The organism is Kribbella capetownensis, from assembly GCF_004331485.1.
GTDB lineage: Bacteria > Actinomycetota > Actinomycetes > Propionibacteriales > Kribbellaceae > Kribbella > Kribbella capetownensis.
Genome location: NZ_SJKD01000003.1, coordinates 23,067 through 39,233 on the forward strand (window position 1 = coordinate 23,067; position 16,167 = coordinate 39,233).

Below are 16,167 nucleotides of genomic sequence, written 5' to 3' on the forward strand. Positions count from 1 at the left end.
GACAGTTACCGGCTCTGCACCAGTTGAATCGGATTCCCGTCCGGATCCGCGATCCACGCGATCCGCAGGCTGCCGAGCCAGTCGTGTGGCGCGGACAGCGACGCACAGCCGGCCGCGGTCAGACGGGCGAACTCGCCGTCGGTGTCCTCGCACCAGAGCACGAGCTCGGCGGCCCGGCCGGTGAGATCGGGAGTCAGGCCGTGGTCCTTGCGTGCGGAGGCGACGTCGGCGATCCCGAGGTTGAAGCCCTCGAGCACCAGCTCGACGTGGATCGGATCGCCCTCGGGCGGGTGCTGGAAGCGTTGCGCGAAGCCGAGGCCGAGGTAGAAGTCGCGCAGCACCGGGAGCTGCTCGGAGTAGAACGTGATCTGGGGCGCCCTGAACATGTCGCCGATCCTTTCACGAGTTCTTGCCCCGCCAAGATAGCGTGATATCTTGATAGCCATGACGAAGGATGCGACGAAGAACATCCTGCTGCGGCTGGATCCGGAGTTGGCGGAGCGCCTGCAGACGGTGGCGTCGGTCGAGGGCCGGTCGGTGTCGGACGTGGCGCGCGAAGCGATCGCGGCGCTGGTCGACCAGCGGCGCGAGGACAGCCGGTTCAGCCAGTTGCTGGAGGAGAACCTCGCCCGGCACGAGCAGTCGCTGCGCCGGCTCCGCGGAGACGACTGATGCGCTACCTCGGCGTGTACGACGTTCTGGCGGTGGCGGCCCGGGTGCTCCGGTGCGACTCAGAGGACGCCGTACGCCGGACCGACCTGGACGCGGTCGAACGCGCGCTGGCCGACGTACGCCGCACCAGCGGACTGGCCGAGGCAGCCGGTGTCCTGCTGTCCGGGCTGATCCGGGCCCGGGCGTTCAGCGGAGCGAACCGGACGGTCGCGGTCGCGGTGGTGCTGCAGTTCGTCACGCTCAACCAGGCCGATCTGCGGCTGGAGCCGGTGGACGAACTGGACGACCTGCTGGATCGGATCGCGGCCGATGAGACCAACCGGCACGAGGTCGCCGGCTTCATCCAGGACCGGCTGGAGCACCTCGGGATGACTGCCGCCGAACTGCATGAGCAGCTCCGACTCGATCTGCTGCTGGAGGACGAGATCCCGGCACTGCACACCGACTGGCAAGGGATGGGAGAACGCATGTTCGAGCACTTCAACGCTGAGGCCCGGCGGGCGGTGGTGGTGGCGCAGGAAGCGGCGCGGAGCCTCGACCACACCTTCATCGGGACGGAGCACCTCCTCCTCGGACTGATCGAGGCGGGTCAGGGCGGGGTGGCGAAAATCCTGTCCGACAAGGGCATCGCGGCCCCGGCAGTGCGCGACCTGGTGCTGGAGATCATCGGGCGCGGCGAGCACAAGGCCCCCGGCGGACACATCCCGTTCACGCCGCGGGCCAAGCACGCGCTCGAGCAGGCGTACAAGGAGTCGCGCCGGCTGGGCGCCGAGCAGCTCGGGCCGGAGCATCTGCTGCTCGCCTTGATCCACGATGGCGAAGGCGTCGCCGCACAAGTCCTGACGAGGCTCGGTGGCAAGCTCGACGAGCTCTGCGAGCGGATCGAGCAGTGGATCGACCGGCGGCAGCGGGCCGAGTCCGTGGTCGCCGACGTGCTCGACGACACGGCAGCGAACTGGGCCTCCTTCGGCCGGCGGCATCACCTGATCGCCGAGCTCAACGCCGTACTGGACGAGAACGAGCGCCTGCACGAGCAGGTCGCGCGGCTGCGCGATCTGCTCCGCAAACACGCCATCGATCCCGACAGCTGAAGGCGGCCGACCGGGTTCAGGTCGCGGCGAGGCGCTTCTTCTCGACCGCCACGTCGTAGTCGGCCTGCGGCCACTGCGGGTCGAGCGCCTTCATCGTCTCCAGCAGGATCGTGGTGACGGCCCAGTTGCGGTACCACTTGCGGTCGCTCGGGATCACGTACCACGGCGCCTCGGCGCTGTTACAGCGCTCCAGTGCCGCGTCGTAGGCCTCCATGTAGTCGGGCCACAGCTCGCGCTCGTCGACGTCGCCCGGGTTGTACTTCCAGTGCTTGGTCGGATCGTCCAGCCGAGCCTGCAGCCGGGCCTTCTGCTCCTCCTCCGAGATGTGCAGGTAGCACTTCACCAGCGTCACGCCGTTCGCGTCCAGTTCGGCCTCGAAGTCGTTGATCTGCTCGTAGCGCCGGTTCCACACGTTCGGGGTGACCAGGTTGCGGACCCTGGCGATCAGCACGTCCTCGTAGTGCGACCGGTCGAAGATGCCGATCATGCCGGGATCCGGCAGCGCCTGCTTGATCCGCCACAGGAAGCCGCGCCGCTTCTCGGCCGCCGTCGGCGCCTTGAACGAGGTGATCTTCAGGCCCTGCGGATCCATCAGACCCGCGCCGTGCCGGATCACGCCGCCCTTGCCGGACGTGTCCATCCCCTGCAGCACCAGCAGGATGCTGCGCCGGCCGTCCTTGCGCCCTTCGGCGAACAGCTTCTCCTGCCAGTCCGACACCTCGGCGCCGAGGTCCTCCAGCGCGAGCTTGCCGTCCTGCTTGGACCCGTCGAACCCGGTCGTCGCGCGCGTGTCGTACTTCGTCAGGTCGACCGGACCCGACGGCACCCGCAGTTGCGCGGCCAGTCCCCCAGCTTCCGCCTGCTCAGCTTCCTGGCTCTTCTTCTCCTTCGCCATCAGCCCATCCTGCCTCATCCCCCCCGACATCAGCGGCTTTTGGTACGACGCCACAGCACAAGCTCGATGACTCCGACGGCCAGGATCAGCGCGAGGATGCCGAGCGGGAAGATCCAGCGCTCGCTGCCGAACCCGGAGACGTCATCGAACTGAACGAAGCGGCCGGCGAACAGCAGACCGACGCCGGCGACGAGGCAGACCAGAGACGCTATCCGTCGCCGTGCGTGACCGCTCATGCACTCAGGGAGTGCATGCCCGGGACAGTGCGATCAATCGCGACAGGGCGCGCAGGTACTTCTTCCGGTAGCCGCCCTTGAGCATCTCGGCGGAGAACAGTTGGTCGAGCGGTACGCCGCCGGCCACCAGCGGCAGATCCCGGTCGTACATACGGTCGGCCAGAACCACGAGCCGCAGCGCGACGTTCTCGTCGGTGAGTGGCCGGATGTCGGTGATCGCGATGGCCTCCACGCCGTCGAGCAGTGCACCGTACTTGCTCGGGTGCAGCTCGGCCAGGTGGCGGTGCAGGTCGACGAAGTGGTCACACGACGCACCCGGCCGCTCGGCCGCGATCTTCTCGACCTGCTCGTCCGGCCGCGGCTCCGGCGCCACCGGCAGCCCGCGATGGCGGTAGTCCGGCCCGTCGATCCGCCGTACGTCGAAGTGCGCGGCGAGGGCCTGGATCTCGCGGAGGAAGTCGATCGCCTGGAACCGGCCCTCGCCCAGCTTGTCCGGCAACGTGTTCGAGGTCGCGGCCAGCTCGACTCCCGCCGCCACCAGTTGACCCAGCAGCCGCGAGATCAGCATCGTGTCGCCCGGGTCGTCCAGCTCGAACTCGTCGATACAGATCAGCCGGTACGACGACAAGGCCTCGACGGCGGCGCGCAGGCCGAGGGCGCCGACCAGGTTGGTGAGCTCGACGAAGGTGCAGTACATCTTCGGCCCGGCCGCCTCGTGCCACAGCGACGCGAGCAGGTGCGTCTTGCCGACCCCGAAGCCGCCGTCCAGGTAGATGCCTGGCTTGCCCGCGGGTGTGGCGCCACGTCCGCGCAGACGCGACCAGAAGGTTGGTGCCTGACGCGGCTGGGCCAACTGCACCGCGCGCTCGGTGAGCACGCTCAGCGCTTCGGCTTGTGAGGGCTCGTCCGGATCCGGCCGGTACGTCGCGAAGCGGACCTCGGCGAAGCGCGGCGGCGGCACGCATTCGGACAGCAGCCGATCGGAACTGACCTCCGGCCACCGCTCACTCAGCCGGATCACCATGTCTCAACCTTAGGGGCTATCCGTTCTGCGGATGGCCATCCGTTCTTCTGCGGATGACCCCCCGTTCTGCCATGGATGGAAAGGTCCGGAAACCCGGCTGCGACCTTGACCGCTTTCTTACTTTCAGTTAGGAAGTTGATGTGAGGTTCGTGAGGTGAGCGACTAGGAGTCGGCGATGGGCGAACGGCACGTACGGCGGCGGACAGTACTCAAGGGAGCGGTGGGCGCACTGGGACTGGGATCCGCGCTCGCGGCCTGCGGTGGCAGTGACAGCGGCGGCGGCGGAACGACCAGCGGCGGCAAGGCGGTCGTGCGGATGTGGTCCTGGTACGGCGAACAGGAGAAGCAGTTCCCGAAGCTGATCGAGAAGTTCGAAGCGGCACACAGCAACATCAAGATCGAGAACCGGGTCTTCGGCACCCCGGACCAGTACCTGCCCGCCCTGCAGGCGGCGGTGGCCGGCGGCGACGTCCCGGAGATCTTCGCGCCGCACACCCGGGCACTCACCTACGGGACCGGCGGCATCTCCGCCGATCTGAAGAAGGATCTCGGTGACGACTTCCTGAAGGACTTCTTCGACTCGGCCAACCAGGAGTACACCCTGGACGGCAAGCAGTACGCGGTCGGCTGGATGGCGCAGACGTTCGGCATCTTCTACAACCCTGACCTGCTCAAGCGGGCCGGGGTCGGCGAGGACGAGATCGAGACCTGGGACGACCTGATCGCCGCGGCGGCCAAGATCAAGGCCATCGGCAAGTATCCGGTCGCGCTGAGCTGCAACCCGACGACCAGTTCACTGGACTTCTTCTTGCCGCTGATCACGCAGGTCGCCGACGACCCGACCTTCTACCTCAAGCTCGACCAGTTGAAGGACGGGGCGACGTACGAGGACCCGAAGGTGGTGCAGGCGATCGAGCTGCAGAAGAAGATCGTCAAGGGCGGCGTCTTCCAGCCCGGGACCACCGGCACCAGCGGCGAGCAGGCGCCGGTGATCTTCTACACCGAGAAGTCCGCGATGCTGTTCAACGGCTCGTGGACGCCACAGGGCCTGACCACCGACGCTCCCCCGGCCTTCGTGAAGAAGTACAAGGTGATGAAGACGCCGGCGATCGCGTCCGGCAAGCGGCACTGGACGGCGAACCAGGCCGGCGCCGGCTGGGCGGTCTCGGAGACCAGCAAGAACAAGGACGCCGCGCTGGAGTTCCTCAAGTTCCTGTATTCCGCGGACGAGTACTCCCCCACCATGAACGAGTCCAACTCGATGCCCGCCACCAAGAGCGCGGCGACCCGGATCGAGCTGCCGATCATGAAGCAGATGACGTCGTGGCTGCTCGACGGCGACGGCTGCCCGCACATCCCGTTCGGTCCCGGTTCGGTCGCGGCCGGCGATCCACTCGCGAAGATCTTCGACGGCTCCGGCGAACCGGCAGCGGTCGCGAAGGAGATGCAGCAGGCCGTGCTGAACGCCAAGGGCGGCTGATCGGATGGCGACGGCAACCTACAAGGCGAGCCGGACGGCGACGGTCAGCTCGCACAAGTTCGGTTCTCCGCTCCGCAAGTCGCAGCGGGTCGCGGGGTACGTGTTCATCGGGCCGACCTTCGTGCTGTTCCTGGGCTTCGTGCTCTGGCCGATCCTCTACACGGCGTACCTGAGCCTCACCTCCTGGGGAGGCTTCGGTACGCCGCGGTTCGTGAACTTCGACAACTACAGCCGGATGCTGTCCGACCCGATCGCGCGCCGGGCGATGATCATCACGCTGGTGCTGACCGGCGTCACGACCGTGCTGCTGACCTTCATCGGCCTGGTCACGGCCGTGCTGGTCAACGCGGTCTGGTCGAAGGTCGGGGTGCTGGTCCGGACGATCCTGTTCATCCCCGGCATCGTCTCGTTCGTGGTGTCGGCGGTGTTGTGGCGGCTGATCTACGACCCGAACATCGGCACGCTCAACCGATTGCTCGGGGCCATCGGTCTGGACAGCCTGCAGCATGCCTGGCTGGCCGATCAGAAGACCGTGCTGCCGGCGATCATCGTGGTCACGGTCTGGGGCGGCATCGGCTTCAACATGCTGATCTACTACGCCGGCCTGCAGAGCATCGACCCGAACCTGTACGAGGCGGCGGCCATGGACGGAGCAAACACCGTCCAGCAGTTCCGCCACATCACCATCCCGAGCCTGCGCGTCGTCACCGGCCTGATCGTCAGCCTCGGCCTGCTGAACGGCTTCAAGGCGTTCGACGTGATCTTCGTGATGACCGGCGGTGGTCCGAACCACGCCAGTGAAGTGCTCGGAACCTATCTCTACTCGCTCGCGTTCGGGTCCACCTCGGGCTCGATCCCGCAGCTCGGCTACGCGAGTGCGTTCAGCGTCGTGACGATGGTGCTCTGCACGCTGGCCGTCATCGCTCAGCTCTGGCTGACGCGGAGGGCAGACCGATGAGCGCCTCCAACGCGCGAAGGCCGTGGGTGGGCAAGTCGTTCGCCACCTTCGTCCTGCTGCCGTTCTGTGTGCTGATGGCGTTCCCGTTCGTGTGGATGCTGCTCACTTCATTGCGGGAGCAGAACACGATCTTCAACGGGCCGATCATTCCGCGGTCGTTCACGGGGTCGGCGTACAAAGAGGCCTGGACCTCGATCGAGTTCCCGCTGCACTTCTGGAACAGCGTCTGGATCACCTCGGTCACCGTGATCGGCGTCCTCGTCTTCGCGACGCTGAGCGGCTACGCGTTCGCCAAGCTCGAGTTCCCGTTCCGCAACACGCTGTTCGTGCTGCTGCTGACCACGCTGATGATGCCGTCGACGGCGCTGATCATCCCGCTCTACCTCGAGCTCAAGTCGCTCGGCCTGCTGGACTCGCAGGTCGGCTTGCTGGTGCTCTACATCTCCGGCTCGGCGCCGTTCGCGATGTTCCTGATGCGGGCCTTCTTCCAGACCTTGCCGGACGAGCTGATCGAGGCGGCCCGGGTGGACGGCGGCAGTGAGTTCACCATCTTCCGCGGCGTGATCCTGCCGCTCACCCGGCCCGGCATCGCGACCGTGGTGATCTTCCAGTTCCTGTCCACCTGGAACGAGTTCCTGATCGCGAACACGGTGCTGCGGAACACCGACTCGCTCCCTCTTCAGCCGGTGCTGTTCACCCTGATGGGCCAGTACTCCACCAACTGGCCGGCCCTCACCGCCGGCCTCACGCTGTCCGTCGTACCGGTCATCGTCGTGTACGTCCGGATGCAGCGGCAGTTCGTCGCCGGGATGATGCTCGGCGCCGTCAAGAACTAGCACACGGAAAGAGGCCCTATGCCGATCAAGAACCTCGTGGTCAACTGCACGGACGTACAGCGCTCGGTCGAGTACTACACGAAGTTCCTCGAGTTGCCGGTTCTCGGCGAACCGACCGCGGAGCGAGCCGTTCTGGACGCCGTGACGGCGACGATCGAACTGCGGGCCGTGGGCAACGGCCGGGACCGGACCACGTGGTCGCCGGACGATCTGCAGAAGGGCTTCCGGCACATCGGGTTCAAGGTCGACCGGCTGGATGAGCGGGCCGGCGTACTCAAAGCGGCCGGGGTGGAGTTCAAGCTCGACCCGCTCGATGCCGAGGGCAAGGTCCGGATCTGCTTCTTCTACGACCCTGACGGCACGCTGCTCGAGATGATCCAGGGCGACCTGCAGTACGCCGCCGTCCTCGACGCTGACGGGGTGGCGCGGGAGCGGGCGCTCGGCGTACCGCGGCGGCCGCGGTTCGACCACGTGGCGGTCACGATCGAGGACCGGGACAAGACCAGCGAGTTCTACCGCGACAACTACGGCTTCTCCTTCATCGGCACGATCGAGCAGCCGCACGACCAGCGCGGCTTCCACATCGGCTACCTGAAGGGCGGCGACACGGTCCTCGAAGTGTTCACCTACGAGGTCGAGAAGAGCTCACGGGGACCGCAACTCGACGTCGCCGGGTTCGCGTACGCCGAACTCGCCGGCGACCCGCCGGACCTCCCCACGCAGAACGCTCCGGACGGAACCAAGGTGTACGTCGATCGCGACGGGTTCGCGTTCGCCGTAGGCTCCGAGGCATGAGAGACAACTGGCTGCGGCCGCTCGGATCCACCGGCTTGACCGTCTCCGCCGTCTGTGCCGGCGGCAGTGGGATCGGCGGCATGCCCGAGGTCTTCGGGTACGACGTCACCCGGCAGGAGGCCGTCGACCTCGTCCTCCGCGTCTTCGACGGCCCGCTCACCTGGATCGACACCTCGAACGGGTACAGCGACGGCGAGAGCGAACTGCGGATCGGTCAGGCCATCAAGGAGTACGGCGGCCTGCCCGAGGGCTTCCTGGTCGCGACCAAGGTCGATGCCCGGGGCAAGGACTACACCGGCGCGCGCGTCCGGGCGAGTGTCGCCGAGAGCAAGGAGCGGCTCGGTCTGGACGACCTGCCGCTGGTCCACCTGCACGACCCGGAGTTCCACGACTTCGACTCGATGCGCGATGCCGTCGACACGTTGATGCAGCTCAAGGCGGACGGCGAGATCGGGCACGTCGGCCTGGCCGGCGGCAACACCACCGAGCTCGGGCGCTACCTCGACCTCGGCGGGTTCGAGGTGCTGCTCGTGCACAACCGCTGGAGCCTGGTCGACCACTCGGCCGGCGACCTGTTCCGGCGGGCGCTCGGCGAGGACATCGCGGTGATCAACGCGGCCATCTACGGCGGCGGCATCCTCGCCAACCCGCAGGGCGCCACGAAGTACGGCTACCGCGACGCACCGGCCGCCGTACTCGAGGCTGTCGCGGCGATGCACAAGGCGTGCCGCGAGTACGGCACCGACCTCGCCACCGCCGCGCTGCGGCACTCGGTGGACAACCCGGACATCTCCGGGACCGTGGTCGGCATCACCAAGCCGGCCCGCGTCGACACGCTGGTCGCCGCCCTCGAAACCGACCTGCCCGACGAGCTACTTAACCGGTTAGGTACTCTGCTGCCCAACCCGCAGTACTGGCTCGAAGGCCCAAAGGAGACAACGTGACCAACGGCTTCCCACCCGGCTTCGCCTGGGGCGCGGCGACAGCGTCGTACCAGGTCGAGGGCGCGGTCGGCACGGACGGACGCGGCCCGAGCATCTGGGACACCTTCGCGCACACCCCCGGCCGCATCGCCGACGGCACGAACGGCGACGTCGCCGACGACCACTACCGGCTGTTCGCCGAGGACATCCGGCTGCTCGCCGACCTCGGTCTGACCGCCTACCGGTTCTCGATCTCCTGGTCGCGGATCATCCCGGCCGGCTCCGGCGTCACCAATCCCGCCGGCTTGACGTTCTACCGCCGGCTGGCTGAGGCGTGCCTGGAGAACGGCGTCACGCCGTACGCGACGCTGTATCACTGGGACCTGCCGCAGCCGCTCGAGGACGCCGGCGGCTGGCTCGTGCGCGACACGGCCGAGCGCTTCCGCGACTACGCGGCGATCACGCACGCCGGGCTGTCGGACGTGATCAAGCACTGGATGACGCTGAACGAGCCGTGGTGCTCGGCCTTCCTCGGCTACGGTAACGGCGAGCACGCTCCCGGCCGGACCGAGGGCACCGACGCACTCAAGGCGGTGCACCACCTGCTGCTCGGACATGGGCTCGCGCTCGAGGCGATCCGGTCGGACGAAGGCACGTACGGCATCGCGCTCAACCCGGCGCCGATCCACGCGGCCTCGGACTCGGCCGCGGACCTGGACGCCGCGCGGCGGATCGACGGGCTGCGGAACCGGATGTTCCTGGACCCGCTGCTGGCCGCGAAGTACCCGGCCGACGTACTCGAGGACACAGGGCTGACCGACTGGTTCGCGGCGCAGGAGGCCGACCTGCCGCTGATCGGTGCGCCGTTGGACTTCATCGGCGTGAACTACTACTGCCCGACAACGGTCGCCGCGCCCGAGGGCCCGATCTCCTCCCCCGGTCGGCCGAGCACGCAGCCGGGCAGCGAGAAGGTCGTTGCCGTTGACACCGGTCTACCGCGGACACAGATGGGCTGGCCGATCCAGGCGACCGGTCTGCGCGACATCCTGGTCACGATCAACAAGCTCGCGCCCGACCTCCCGTTGTACGTGACCGAGAACGGAGCGGCGTACCTCGACGAGGTGACCGCGGACGGGACCGTCGAGGACGACGAGCGGCAGGCGTACCTGGAGCAGCACATCGCGGTCTGCCGGGATCTGGTGTCGGAGGGCTTCCCGCTCAAGGGGTACTTCGCCTGGTCACTGATGGACAACTTCGAGTGGGCCTGGGGCTACAGCCGCCGCTTCGGCATCGTGTACGTCGACTACGCGACGCAGCAGCGGATCGTGAAGAAGAGCGGCCGCTGGCTGAAGGACTTCCTAACGACCTGACTTCTGGTGGGGGGTCAGTTGGCTGTGCAGGACGAGTGACGCCGCGCCGAGCGCGGCGGCGCTCGGGCCGAGCTTGGACTGCTCGACGCGGGTCGGGTGCATCGCGCGGACGAACGACAGGCGGTTGATCTCCGTCGTCGTGATCCGGACGTAGATGTCACCCGCCTCGCTGAAGCCCGGTCCGGCCAGGATGATCTGGTCGAGGTCGAGCAGGTTCGTGATCGACAGCAGGGCCTTGGCCAGGTACGTCGCCGACTCCTCGATCAGCTCGGTGCAGCGCGGATCACCGGCGGCGGCGAGCCGCGCGATCTTGGCGAAGTCCGAGCGGACCGACGTCCGGCGGCCGCGGAGCCCGAGTGCGGTCGCCAGGGACGGATCCTGCTCGGCACGCTTCACCACCGCGGCCGGCGCGGCCAGACTTTCGAGGCAGCCGATGCCGCCGCACCAGCACTCCGGTCCGTTCACATCCAGGACCATGTGGCCGATCTCGCCGACGTTGGACGACGAGCCGCGGTACACGTCGCCGTTGGTGACCAGGCCGAGGCCGAAGCCCGCCGCCATGTAGACAGTGGCGAAGTCGTTCGCCGACGGGATCCGGCCGGCCCAGAACTCGCCGATGGCGGCACAGGTCGAGTCGTTCTCCACCACGATCGGGTGGTCGATCGTCTCCATCAACGTGTCGCGGACGGCGAACGGCTCCCAGGCGTACTTCTCCGGGTCGGTGCGCAGCAGCCGCAGCCCTCCCCCGCCCTGCCGGCCGGCCAGCGCGACCCCGACACCGATCAGCGAGGACGGCTCGACGTCCGCCTTGACGATCAGGTCCTCGAGCTCGGCAGTGATCCGCTTGACCGCCGTCGCGGGCGCGTCGCGGCCGATACCCCGCGACGACACCTGCTCGATCACCCGCCCACTCATGTCGGTGATGACGTACGTCGTGCTGGGCGTGTCGATCGAGATGCCGACGGCGTGCCGGGCGCGGGGGTTGAACTGCAGCAGAGTGGCACGCTTGCCGCCGGTCGGGTCGCCGAGGCCGGTCTCGATGATCAGGCCGTCGGCGAGCAACTGCTTGACCACCCGGGAGATGGACGCGCCGGTCAGGCCGGACCGCTCGGCCAGGTCGACGCGGGTGACAGTGCCGCTGGAGCGGATCAGGTCCAGGATCGCGCTGTGCGTCTCCTGCGCGGTCGCGCCCTTCAGAATCTTCGCCACGTGACACCCCTCCCTTACCGCGCACTTTAATACACAACGTAAGAAAGTGGGACAGGTTGACCTCAACAGTCATTGAGGTTCTAGGTTCTGGTAACTGTGAAGACAATGACGCTGCACGAGTTCGGCCCGCCGGAGAACCTGCGCTACGAGGAGGCACCGGACCCCGCTCCAGACCCGGGGACGGTCCTGATCCGGGTGGAAGCCGCCGGTGTCCATCTGGTCGACACGATGCTCCGATCCGGCGCGGCCGGGGGTGGCCCCATCCCCCTGCCTGAGCTCCCCACGATCCCTGGCCGTGAGGTCGCCGGCCGGGTCGAAGCGGTCGGGTCCGAGGCCGACGCAGGCTGGATCGGCAAGCGGGTTGTCGTGCACCTCGGCATGGTCCCCGGCGGGTACGCCGAACTCGCGGTGGCCAAGGTGGAGTCGCTGTACGAGCTCCCTGACCACGTGGACGGCGTACAGGCGGTCGCCGCGATCGGGACCGGGCGGACGACCGCCGGGATCCTCTCGCAGGCGCAATTGACCGCGGACGACGTCGTACTGGTCACCGCGGCGGCGGGCGGGATCGGGAGCTATCTGGTCCAAGCCGCCCGCAACGTGGGGACGACCGTGATCGGGCTGGCAGGTGGGGCGGCGAAGGTGCGGTTGGTCCGGGATCTCGGGGCGCAGTACGCCGTCGACTACCGTGATCCGGACTGGGTGAGTGCGCTCCAGGCGGATCTCGGCGACCGAGCCGTGACGGTGCTGCTCGACGGGGTCGGTGGCGAGAGTGGTCAGCGAGCCTTCGAGTTGCTCGGGGTCGGCGGGCGGGTGCTGATGTTCGGCTGGTCCGGAGGCGGGCCGATCCAGCTCACCACCGCGGACCTGATGAAGCGCGGGCTGACCGCGACCTGGGCGATCGGGCCGAAGCTGACACCGCGGCTCCGGGAGCTCGAGAAGGCGGCGTTGGAGGAGACCTTCTCCGGAGGCTGGGAGGCGCTCACGACGACGTTCCCGCTGTCCGAGGCCGCTGCGGCGCACCGCGCTCTCGAGTCCCGGTCGACCACCGGCAAGGTCGTGCTGATCCCCTGAACCTCAGCTGCTGCGGGGGTCGTGGTTGGCGTGGGCGTCGCCGGCGGTGCGGGTGGGGGTGTCGTAGTCAAGGTCCGGGAAGGGACTCGTCACGTCGATCACGCTGCCCTCCTCGGCGGAACGCTTGGCGGCGAGCATCACCTCGAGGGCGTGGAAGGCGTGGTCTGGCCGGGTGACGGTCGGCGTACCGTTCTCGACGCTCTCGACGAGATGCCGCAGGCCGTCGGTCCAGGGCCAGTTCGGGTCGCGTTCGCCGAACACCTCCCAGGATCCCCGCTCGTTCGACCACTGCTCGAACCCGTTCGGCGCCCAGTCGTCGCCGAGCAGCTGCAGTACGCCGGTGGCGCCGTACAGCTCGATCGCCGGCGACCGGTACTGCTGCATGGTGAACCCGGTCGTGATGGTGGCGAAGCGGGCGTTGCCGAAGTCGAGGGTGATCTGCGCGTTGTCGTCGGCGCGGACCGTCACGAACTCGCCGTTGATCTCGCGCTTGGGTATGGCGGTGCCGACCATGGCGGTGACCCGCCGGACCGGACCGAAGAACCCGCACAGACTGGTCAGGTTGTACACGCCGAGGTCGAACAGCGCGCCGCCGCCGGCCTCGTAGAACCAGCGGCCCCACCAAGGACCGGACCAGCCGTACCGGGCCCGGGCCAGGTGCAGGTCGCCGATCTCACCGTCACGGACCCGCCGATGCATCTCCCGGTACGTCGGCGACAGCACGATGTGCGGTGCACACACGAGCTGCCCCGGTGCGACGGCGGCGGCCTCGAGCAGCACCCGGGCGTCCTCGAGTGAGGTGGACATCGGCTTCTCGACGAGGACATGCTTGCCGGCCTCGAGGGCCGCACGCGCCAGTGAGCCGTGCTGGTTCATGCTGGTGAGGACCAGGACGATGTCGAGGTCGTCGCGCCCGATCAGGTCCTCGGGCCCGCCCGCCGTCGTGTCGATCCCGAACCGGTCCGCGGCGACGGTCCGCTTGTCCGGATCGGGGTCGTAGCCCGCGGCCAGCCGCACGCGTCCTTCCTGCTCGAGCTTGGTGATCAAAGCGGCGTACGGGCCGGAGAACACACTTCCGAGTCCGAGCACACCGATGGACAAAGTCATCGTGGGCGGTTCCTTCCTAGGAGAGGCGCAGTGTGAGCCGGTCACCAGCCCGGCCGGCGGGCCAGGTGACGAGCCAGGCCGCTGCGGTCCGGCTCACGGCAGCATCGCCGTCGACGGAGACATTCCGAGTGGTCTCGATCAGTGCACGGCCCTGGCCTGCCTGTCGCCGCAGCAACAAGGTCGACCCGTCGCCAGGCCCGTCCAGTTCGGCCGTGGACCAGCGCAGTACCGCGTCGTCGAGCCGTACGCCGACCGGCAGGATCAGCCCCTCGCGAGCGTCGAGGTGGAGGTCGAGGGAAGCACCGTCCACGGTCAGCGTGAAGGTCTGAGGTACCGGTGCGACGTTGATCAGATGCACCAGCCGCTGGCCGGTCGTATCGACCGTACTGGTGGTCACCAGGCCAGGAGTGTTGCCCTCGGCAATGATCCGGCGGCGGACACCGATCCGCTCCCACACCAACCGCCAGAAGTCCAGGTGGGACGGATAGTCGCAGGCCATCACCACGACCCGCCCACCGGCGAGCGCCACAGCGACCGGCACACCGGTCGCGATGTCGACAACCAGCGGCTCCGCGTCCGGTGCAACCAGATGCTCCATCATCCCGACCCGGACCTCCGGCTGGTCGCCGGCCCAGGCGGTCGCACGCACTGACGGGAAGAGATGCGGGGTGCCCTGAACGGTGCCGTCGACCTTCACACCGAGCTCGTCGGCGAACACTGTGCACGGCGTACCGTCGTCGTCGTTGACCGGGATCCGGCCGTGCAGCAGCAGCCTGCCGCCCGCCCGGACGTATTCGGCGAGACGCTCCTGGATCGCGCGACTCAGGACCGGCGGCGTCGCCAGCGCGACCACCGGTCCGGCCGGGTCCAGCTCGGCACCGGCCGAGGTCGGCGTACCGGACAGGTCGACAGCGCCGAAGGAGTAGCCGCCGAGCAGCAGGGCGCGGGCGAGGATGTCGCGCGGCCCCATCCCCCGGTATCGCTCCAGCTCGCCGACCTGATCACGGCGTACGGCGGAGTCCGGGTGGTGGTACTCGGTCAGGTAGTGGTCCGGCACGTAGCCGAGGACGACGTCGTCGTGCTCCTCGTCCATGTCGGCCAGCAGGTGTTCGGCAGCATGGACCGCCCGTACCGCACTCGCCGTACCCGCGTAGGTCTGGCTCAGCCGGCCCTCGGGGTCGACCGGCGCCGCGAAGCCGTGCCGCTCACCGGTGAACGCGATCCGGTCGTTGCCGTCGCCAACCGGTTCGTCCAGCGGTGGGTTGTGCCCGCCGGCGAACAGATAGTAGTTGATCAAGCGGTTGCCCTGGGCAACACACAGTCGAGTCTTCAGCTCTGCGGTCTCCGGCGCGGTCAGCGAGCTCAGGTCTTCGCCGTAGTCGCCCGTCCCCGCCTCGAACTCGAGTGACGTGATCGGCTGGTCGGCATCGTGGACCGCGGCCATGAAGGCATTCATCACATACAGGTCCGGCACCTTCTCGACGGTCAGTTCGCCCATGTAGTGGTCGGAACCCGAGGTCGTCTGCGGTACTCCGGCGTACGACTTGGAGAGCTGACTGATGCCGATCGGGAAGTGCCGGCCGCGTCCGGCGTACGTGCCGTGGAGGTTGATCATGAACGGTACGCCGTCGACACCGTGCTGCAGGGCTACGTCGCGCAGCCGCAGCAGGTACCGCGCATAGCGATCGCGGTGATGCGCGCCGAGGTCATGGTGCAGCGCGAGTTGCTGGATCTCCGTGCCACCGCCGGTGCCGCCGGCGCGCCACCACGATGCCCAACGCCCGGTGTCGCTCGGATCGGCGCCGTACCGATCGATGCTGCCCTCGCGGCCCCAGGTTTGGTCGGCCCAGGCGGCGAGGTCGGCCAGCGTTCGGTCGGTCAGCTCCGGAGTGTTCGTGACCCACGAGAGCATGCCGACCTCGTTGTCCAGCTGGACCGCAGCGACCGGTCCGCCCTTGCTGACAAGGCGTTCTGCCAGCACCGGCATGATCGCGGCGTACCACCGCTCGGCCTCGGCGAGGTATCCGGGCTCGAGGTAGTCCAGGGTCGCCGTACTGGCCGGCTTGCCGTCCCATCCCAGCGGTACGGCGTCCGGGTGCTCACGGTAGATCCGGAACGGCACGCCTTCGTTCTTCAACTCAGCCATCACGAACGGGCCCGGCCGGGCGATCACCAGCAGATCCCGCTCAGCGGCGAGTTCGAGAAACCCGATCAGGTCGCGGTACTCACTGGTGGCGCCGGTCAGGTCGACCTCGCCGGACGCGGTCTCATGCACGATCCACGGCATGTAGCTGGCCACCGCATCGCAACCGGCGGCGACGAGCTTGTCGAGCCGGTCGGCCCAGTCCTCACGGTGCAGCCGGAAGTAGTGCACTTCGCCGGCCATCAGGATCCGCGGTACGCCGTCCACCAGGATGCGGCGCCGTTCCAGCCGTATCGATCGGGGATTCGCAGATGTCGTCACAGTCACGTCCTCGCCGGGTCTGGATCGTTCCGGGTC

Annotated in this window: 16 protein-coding genes; 9 read left to right on the plus strand and 7 right to left on the minus strand. The window is 68.1% G+C overall.

Annotated features, from left to right (window positions below):
- Window positions 1-5 precede the first annotated feature (5 nt).
- A complete protein-coding gene (locus E0H75_RS14850; protein WP_131514144.1) occupies window positions 6-386 on the minus strand; it encodes a VOC family protein in 381 nt (126 codons plus the stop codon).
- Window positions 387-444: 58 nt separating this feature from the next.
- On the opposite strand from E0H75_RS14850, the gene E0H75_RS14855 reads away from it, so the two are divergent.
- Window positions 445-672: a ribbon-helix-helix protein, CopG family gene (locus E0H75_RS14855; protein WP_202867892.1), complete on the plus strand. Its 228-nt coding sequence runs from the start codon at window positions 445-447 to the stop codon at window positions 670-672.
- Entirely contained in the window at window positions 672-1,763 is a 1,092-nt protein-coding gene (locus tag E0H75_RS14860; RefSeq protein WP_131514145.1) for a Clp protease N-terminal domain-containing protein, read from the plus strand. The genes E0H75_RS14855 and E0H75_RS14860 overlap by 1 nt, the downstream gene beginning before the upstream one ends.
- 16 nt (window positions 1,764-1,779) lie before the next feature.
- Here the strand turns inward: E0H75_RS14860 and E0H75_RS14865 are convergent, their stop codons facing one another.
- Genes E0H75_RS14865 through zapE form a run of 3 tightly spaced genes read right to left on the minus strand, consistent with a single transcriptional unit; the run spans window position 1,780 to window position 3,918 of the window.
- The gene (locus E0H75_RS14865) at window positions 1,780-2,658 is read right to left on the minus strand and encodes a PPK2 family polyphosphate kinase (protein WP_131514146.1); all 879 of its coding nucleotides are present in this window, start codon (window positions 2,656-2,658) and stop codon (window positions 1,780-1,782) included.
- A 29-nt stretch (window positions 2,659-2,687) separates the two neighbouring features.
- Window positions 2,688-2,894, minus strand: a complete 207-nt coding sequence (locus E0H75_RS14870) for a hypothetical protein (RefSeq protein ID WP_131514147.1) — start codon at window positions 2,892-2,894, stop codon at window positions 2,688-2,690.
- Between the two features lie 4 nt (window positions 2,895-2,898).
- Window positions 2,899-3,918 (minus strand): cell division protein ZapE, encoded by a 1,020-nt coding sequence (gene zapE / locus E0H75_RS14875; protein ID WP_131514148.1) that lies wholly within the window; start codon window positions 3,916-3,918, stop codon window positions 2,899-2,901.
- A gap of 175 nt (window positions 3,919-4,093) precedes the next feature.
- Here zapE and E0H75_RS14880 point away from each other — a divergent pair, with 175 nt between their 5' ends.
- From E0H75_RS14880 to E0H75_RS14905, 6 genes are read left to right on the plus strand one after another with little or no spacing between them, the layout of a single operon-like run.
- Window positions 4,094-5,398 (plus strand): ABC transporter substrate-binding protein, encoded by a 1,305-nt coding sequence (locus tag E0H75_RS14880; protein WP_131514149.1) that lies wholly within the window; start codon window positions 4,094-4,096, stop codon window positions 5,396-5,398.
- 4 nt (window positions 5,399-5,402) lie between these two features.
- A complete protein-coding gene (locus E0H75_RS14885; protein WP_131514150.1) occupies window positions 5,403-6,356 on the plus strand; it encodes a carbohydrate ABC transporter permease in 954 nt (317 codons plus the stop codon).
- On the plus strand, window positions 6,353-7,192 hold the full coding sequence (locus E0H75_RS14890; RefSeq protein WP_131514151.1) for a carbohydrate ABC transporter permease: 840 nt from the start codon (window positions 6,353-6,355) through the stop codon (window positions 7,190-7,192). The genes E0H75_RS14885 and E0H75_RS14890 overlap by 4 nt, the downstream gene beginning before the upstream one ends.
- Window positions 7,193-7,210: 18 nt before the next feature.
- Entirely contained in the window at window positions 7,211-7,987 is a 777-nt protein-coding gene (locus E0H75_RS14895; protein WP_131514152.1) for a VOC family protein, read from the plus strand.
- A complete protein-coding gene (locus E0H75_RS14900) occupies window positions 7,984-8,931 on the plus strand; it encodes an aldo/keto reductase (RefSeq protein WP_131514153.1) in 948 nt (315 codons plus the stop codon). The genes E0H75_RS14895 and E0H75_RS14900 overlap by 4 nt, the downstream gene beginning before the upstream one ends.
- Window positions 8,928-10,280, plus strand: a complete 1,353-nt coding sequence (locus E0H75_RS14905; RefSeq protein ID WP_131514154.1) for a GH1 family beta-glucosidase — start codon at window positions 8,928-8,930, stop codon at window positions 10,278-10,280. The genes E0H75_RS14900 and E0H75_RS14905 overlap by 4 nt, the downstream gene beginning before the upstream one ends.
- Here the strand turns inward: E0H75_RS14905 and E0H75_RS14910 are convergent.
- On the minus strand, window positions 10,269-11,489 hold the full coding sequence (locus E0H75_RS14910) for an ROK family transcriptional regulator (RefSeq protein ID WP_131514155.1): 1,221 nt from the start codon (window positions 11,487-11,489) through the stop codon (window positions 10,269-10,271). The two genes, E0H75_RS14905 and E0H75_RS14910, sit on opposite strands and share 12 nt — an antisense overlap.
- 105 nt (window positions 11,490-11,594) lie before the next feature.
- Here E0H75_RS14910 and E0H75_RS14915 point away from each other — a divergent pair, with 105 nt between their 5' ends.
- Window positions 11,595-12,560, plus strand: a complete 966-nt coding sequence (locus tag E0H75_RS14915; protein ID WP_238163025.1) for a zinc-binding dehydrogenase — start codon at window positions 11,595-11,597, stop codon at window positions 12,558-12,560.
- Between the two features lie 3 nt (window positions 12,561-12,563).
- On the opposite strand, the gene E0H75_RS14920 is transcribed toward E0H75_RS14915, so the two are convergent.
- Both E0H75_RS14920 and E0H75_RS14925 read right to left on the minus strand, forming a co-directional pair.
- The gene (locus E0H75_RS14920; RefSeq protein ID WP_131514157.1) at window positions 12,564-13,667 is read right to left on the minus strand and encodes a Gfo/Idh/MocA family protein; all 1,104 of its coding nucleotides are present in this window, start codon (window positions 13,665-13,667) and stop codon (window positions 12,564-12,566) included.
- A 16-nt stretch (window positions 13,668-13,683) separates the two neighbouring features.
- Window positions 13,684-16,131: a beta-galactosidase gene (locus E0H75_RS14925; protein WP_131514158.1), complete on the minus strand. Its 2,448-nt coding sequence runs from the start codon at window positions 16,129-16,131 to the stop codon at window positions 13,684-13,686.
- Window positions 16,132-16,167 lie beyond the last annotated feature (36 nt).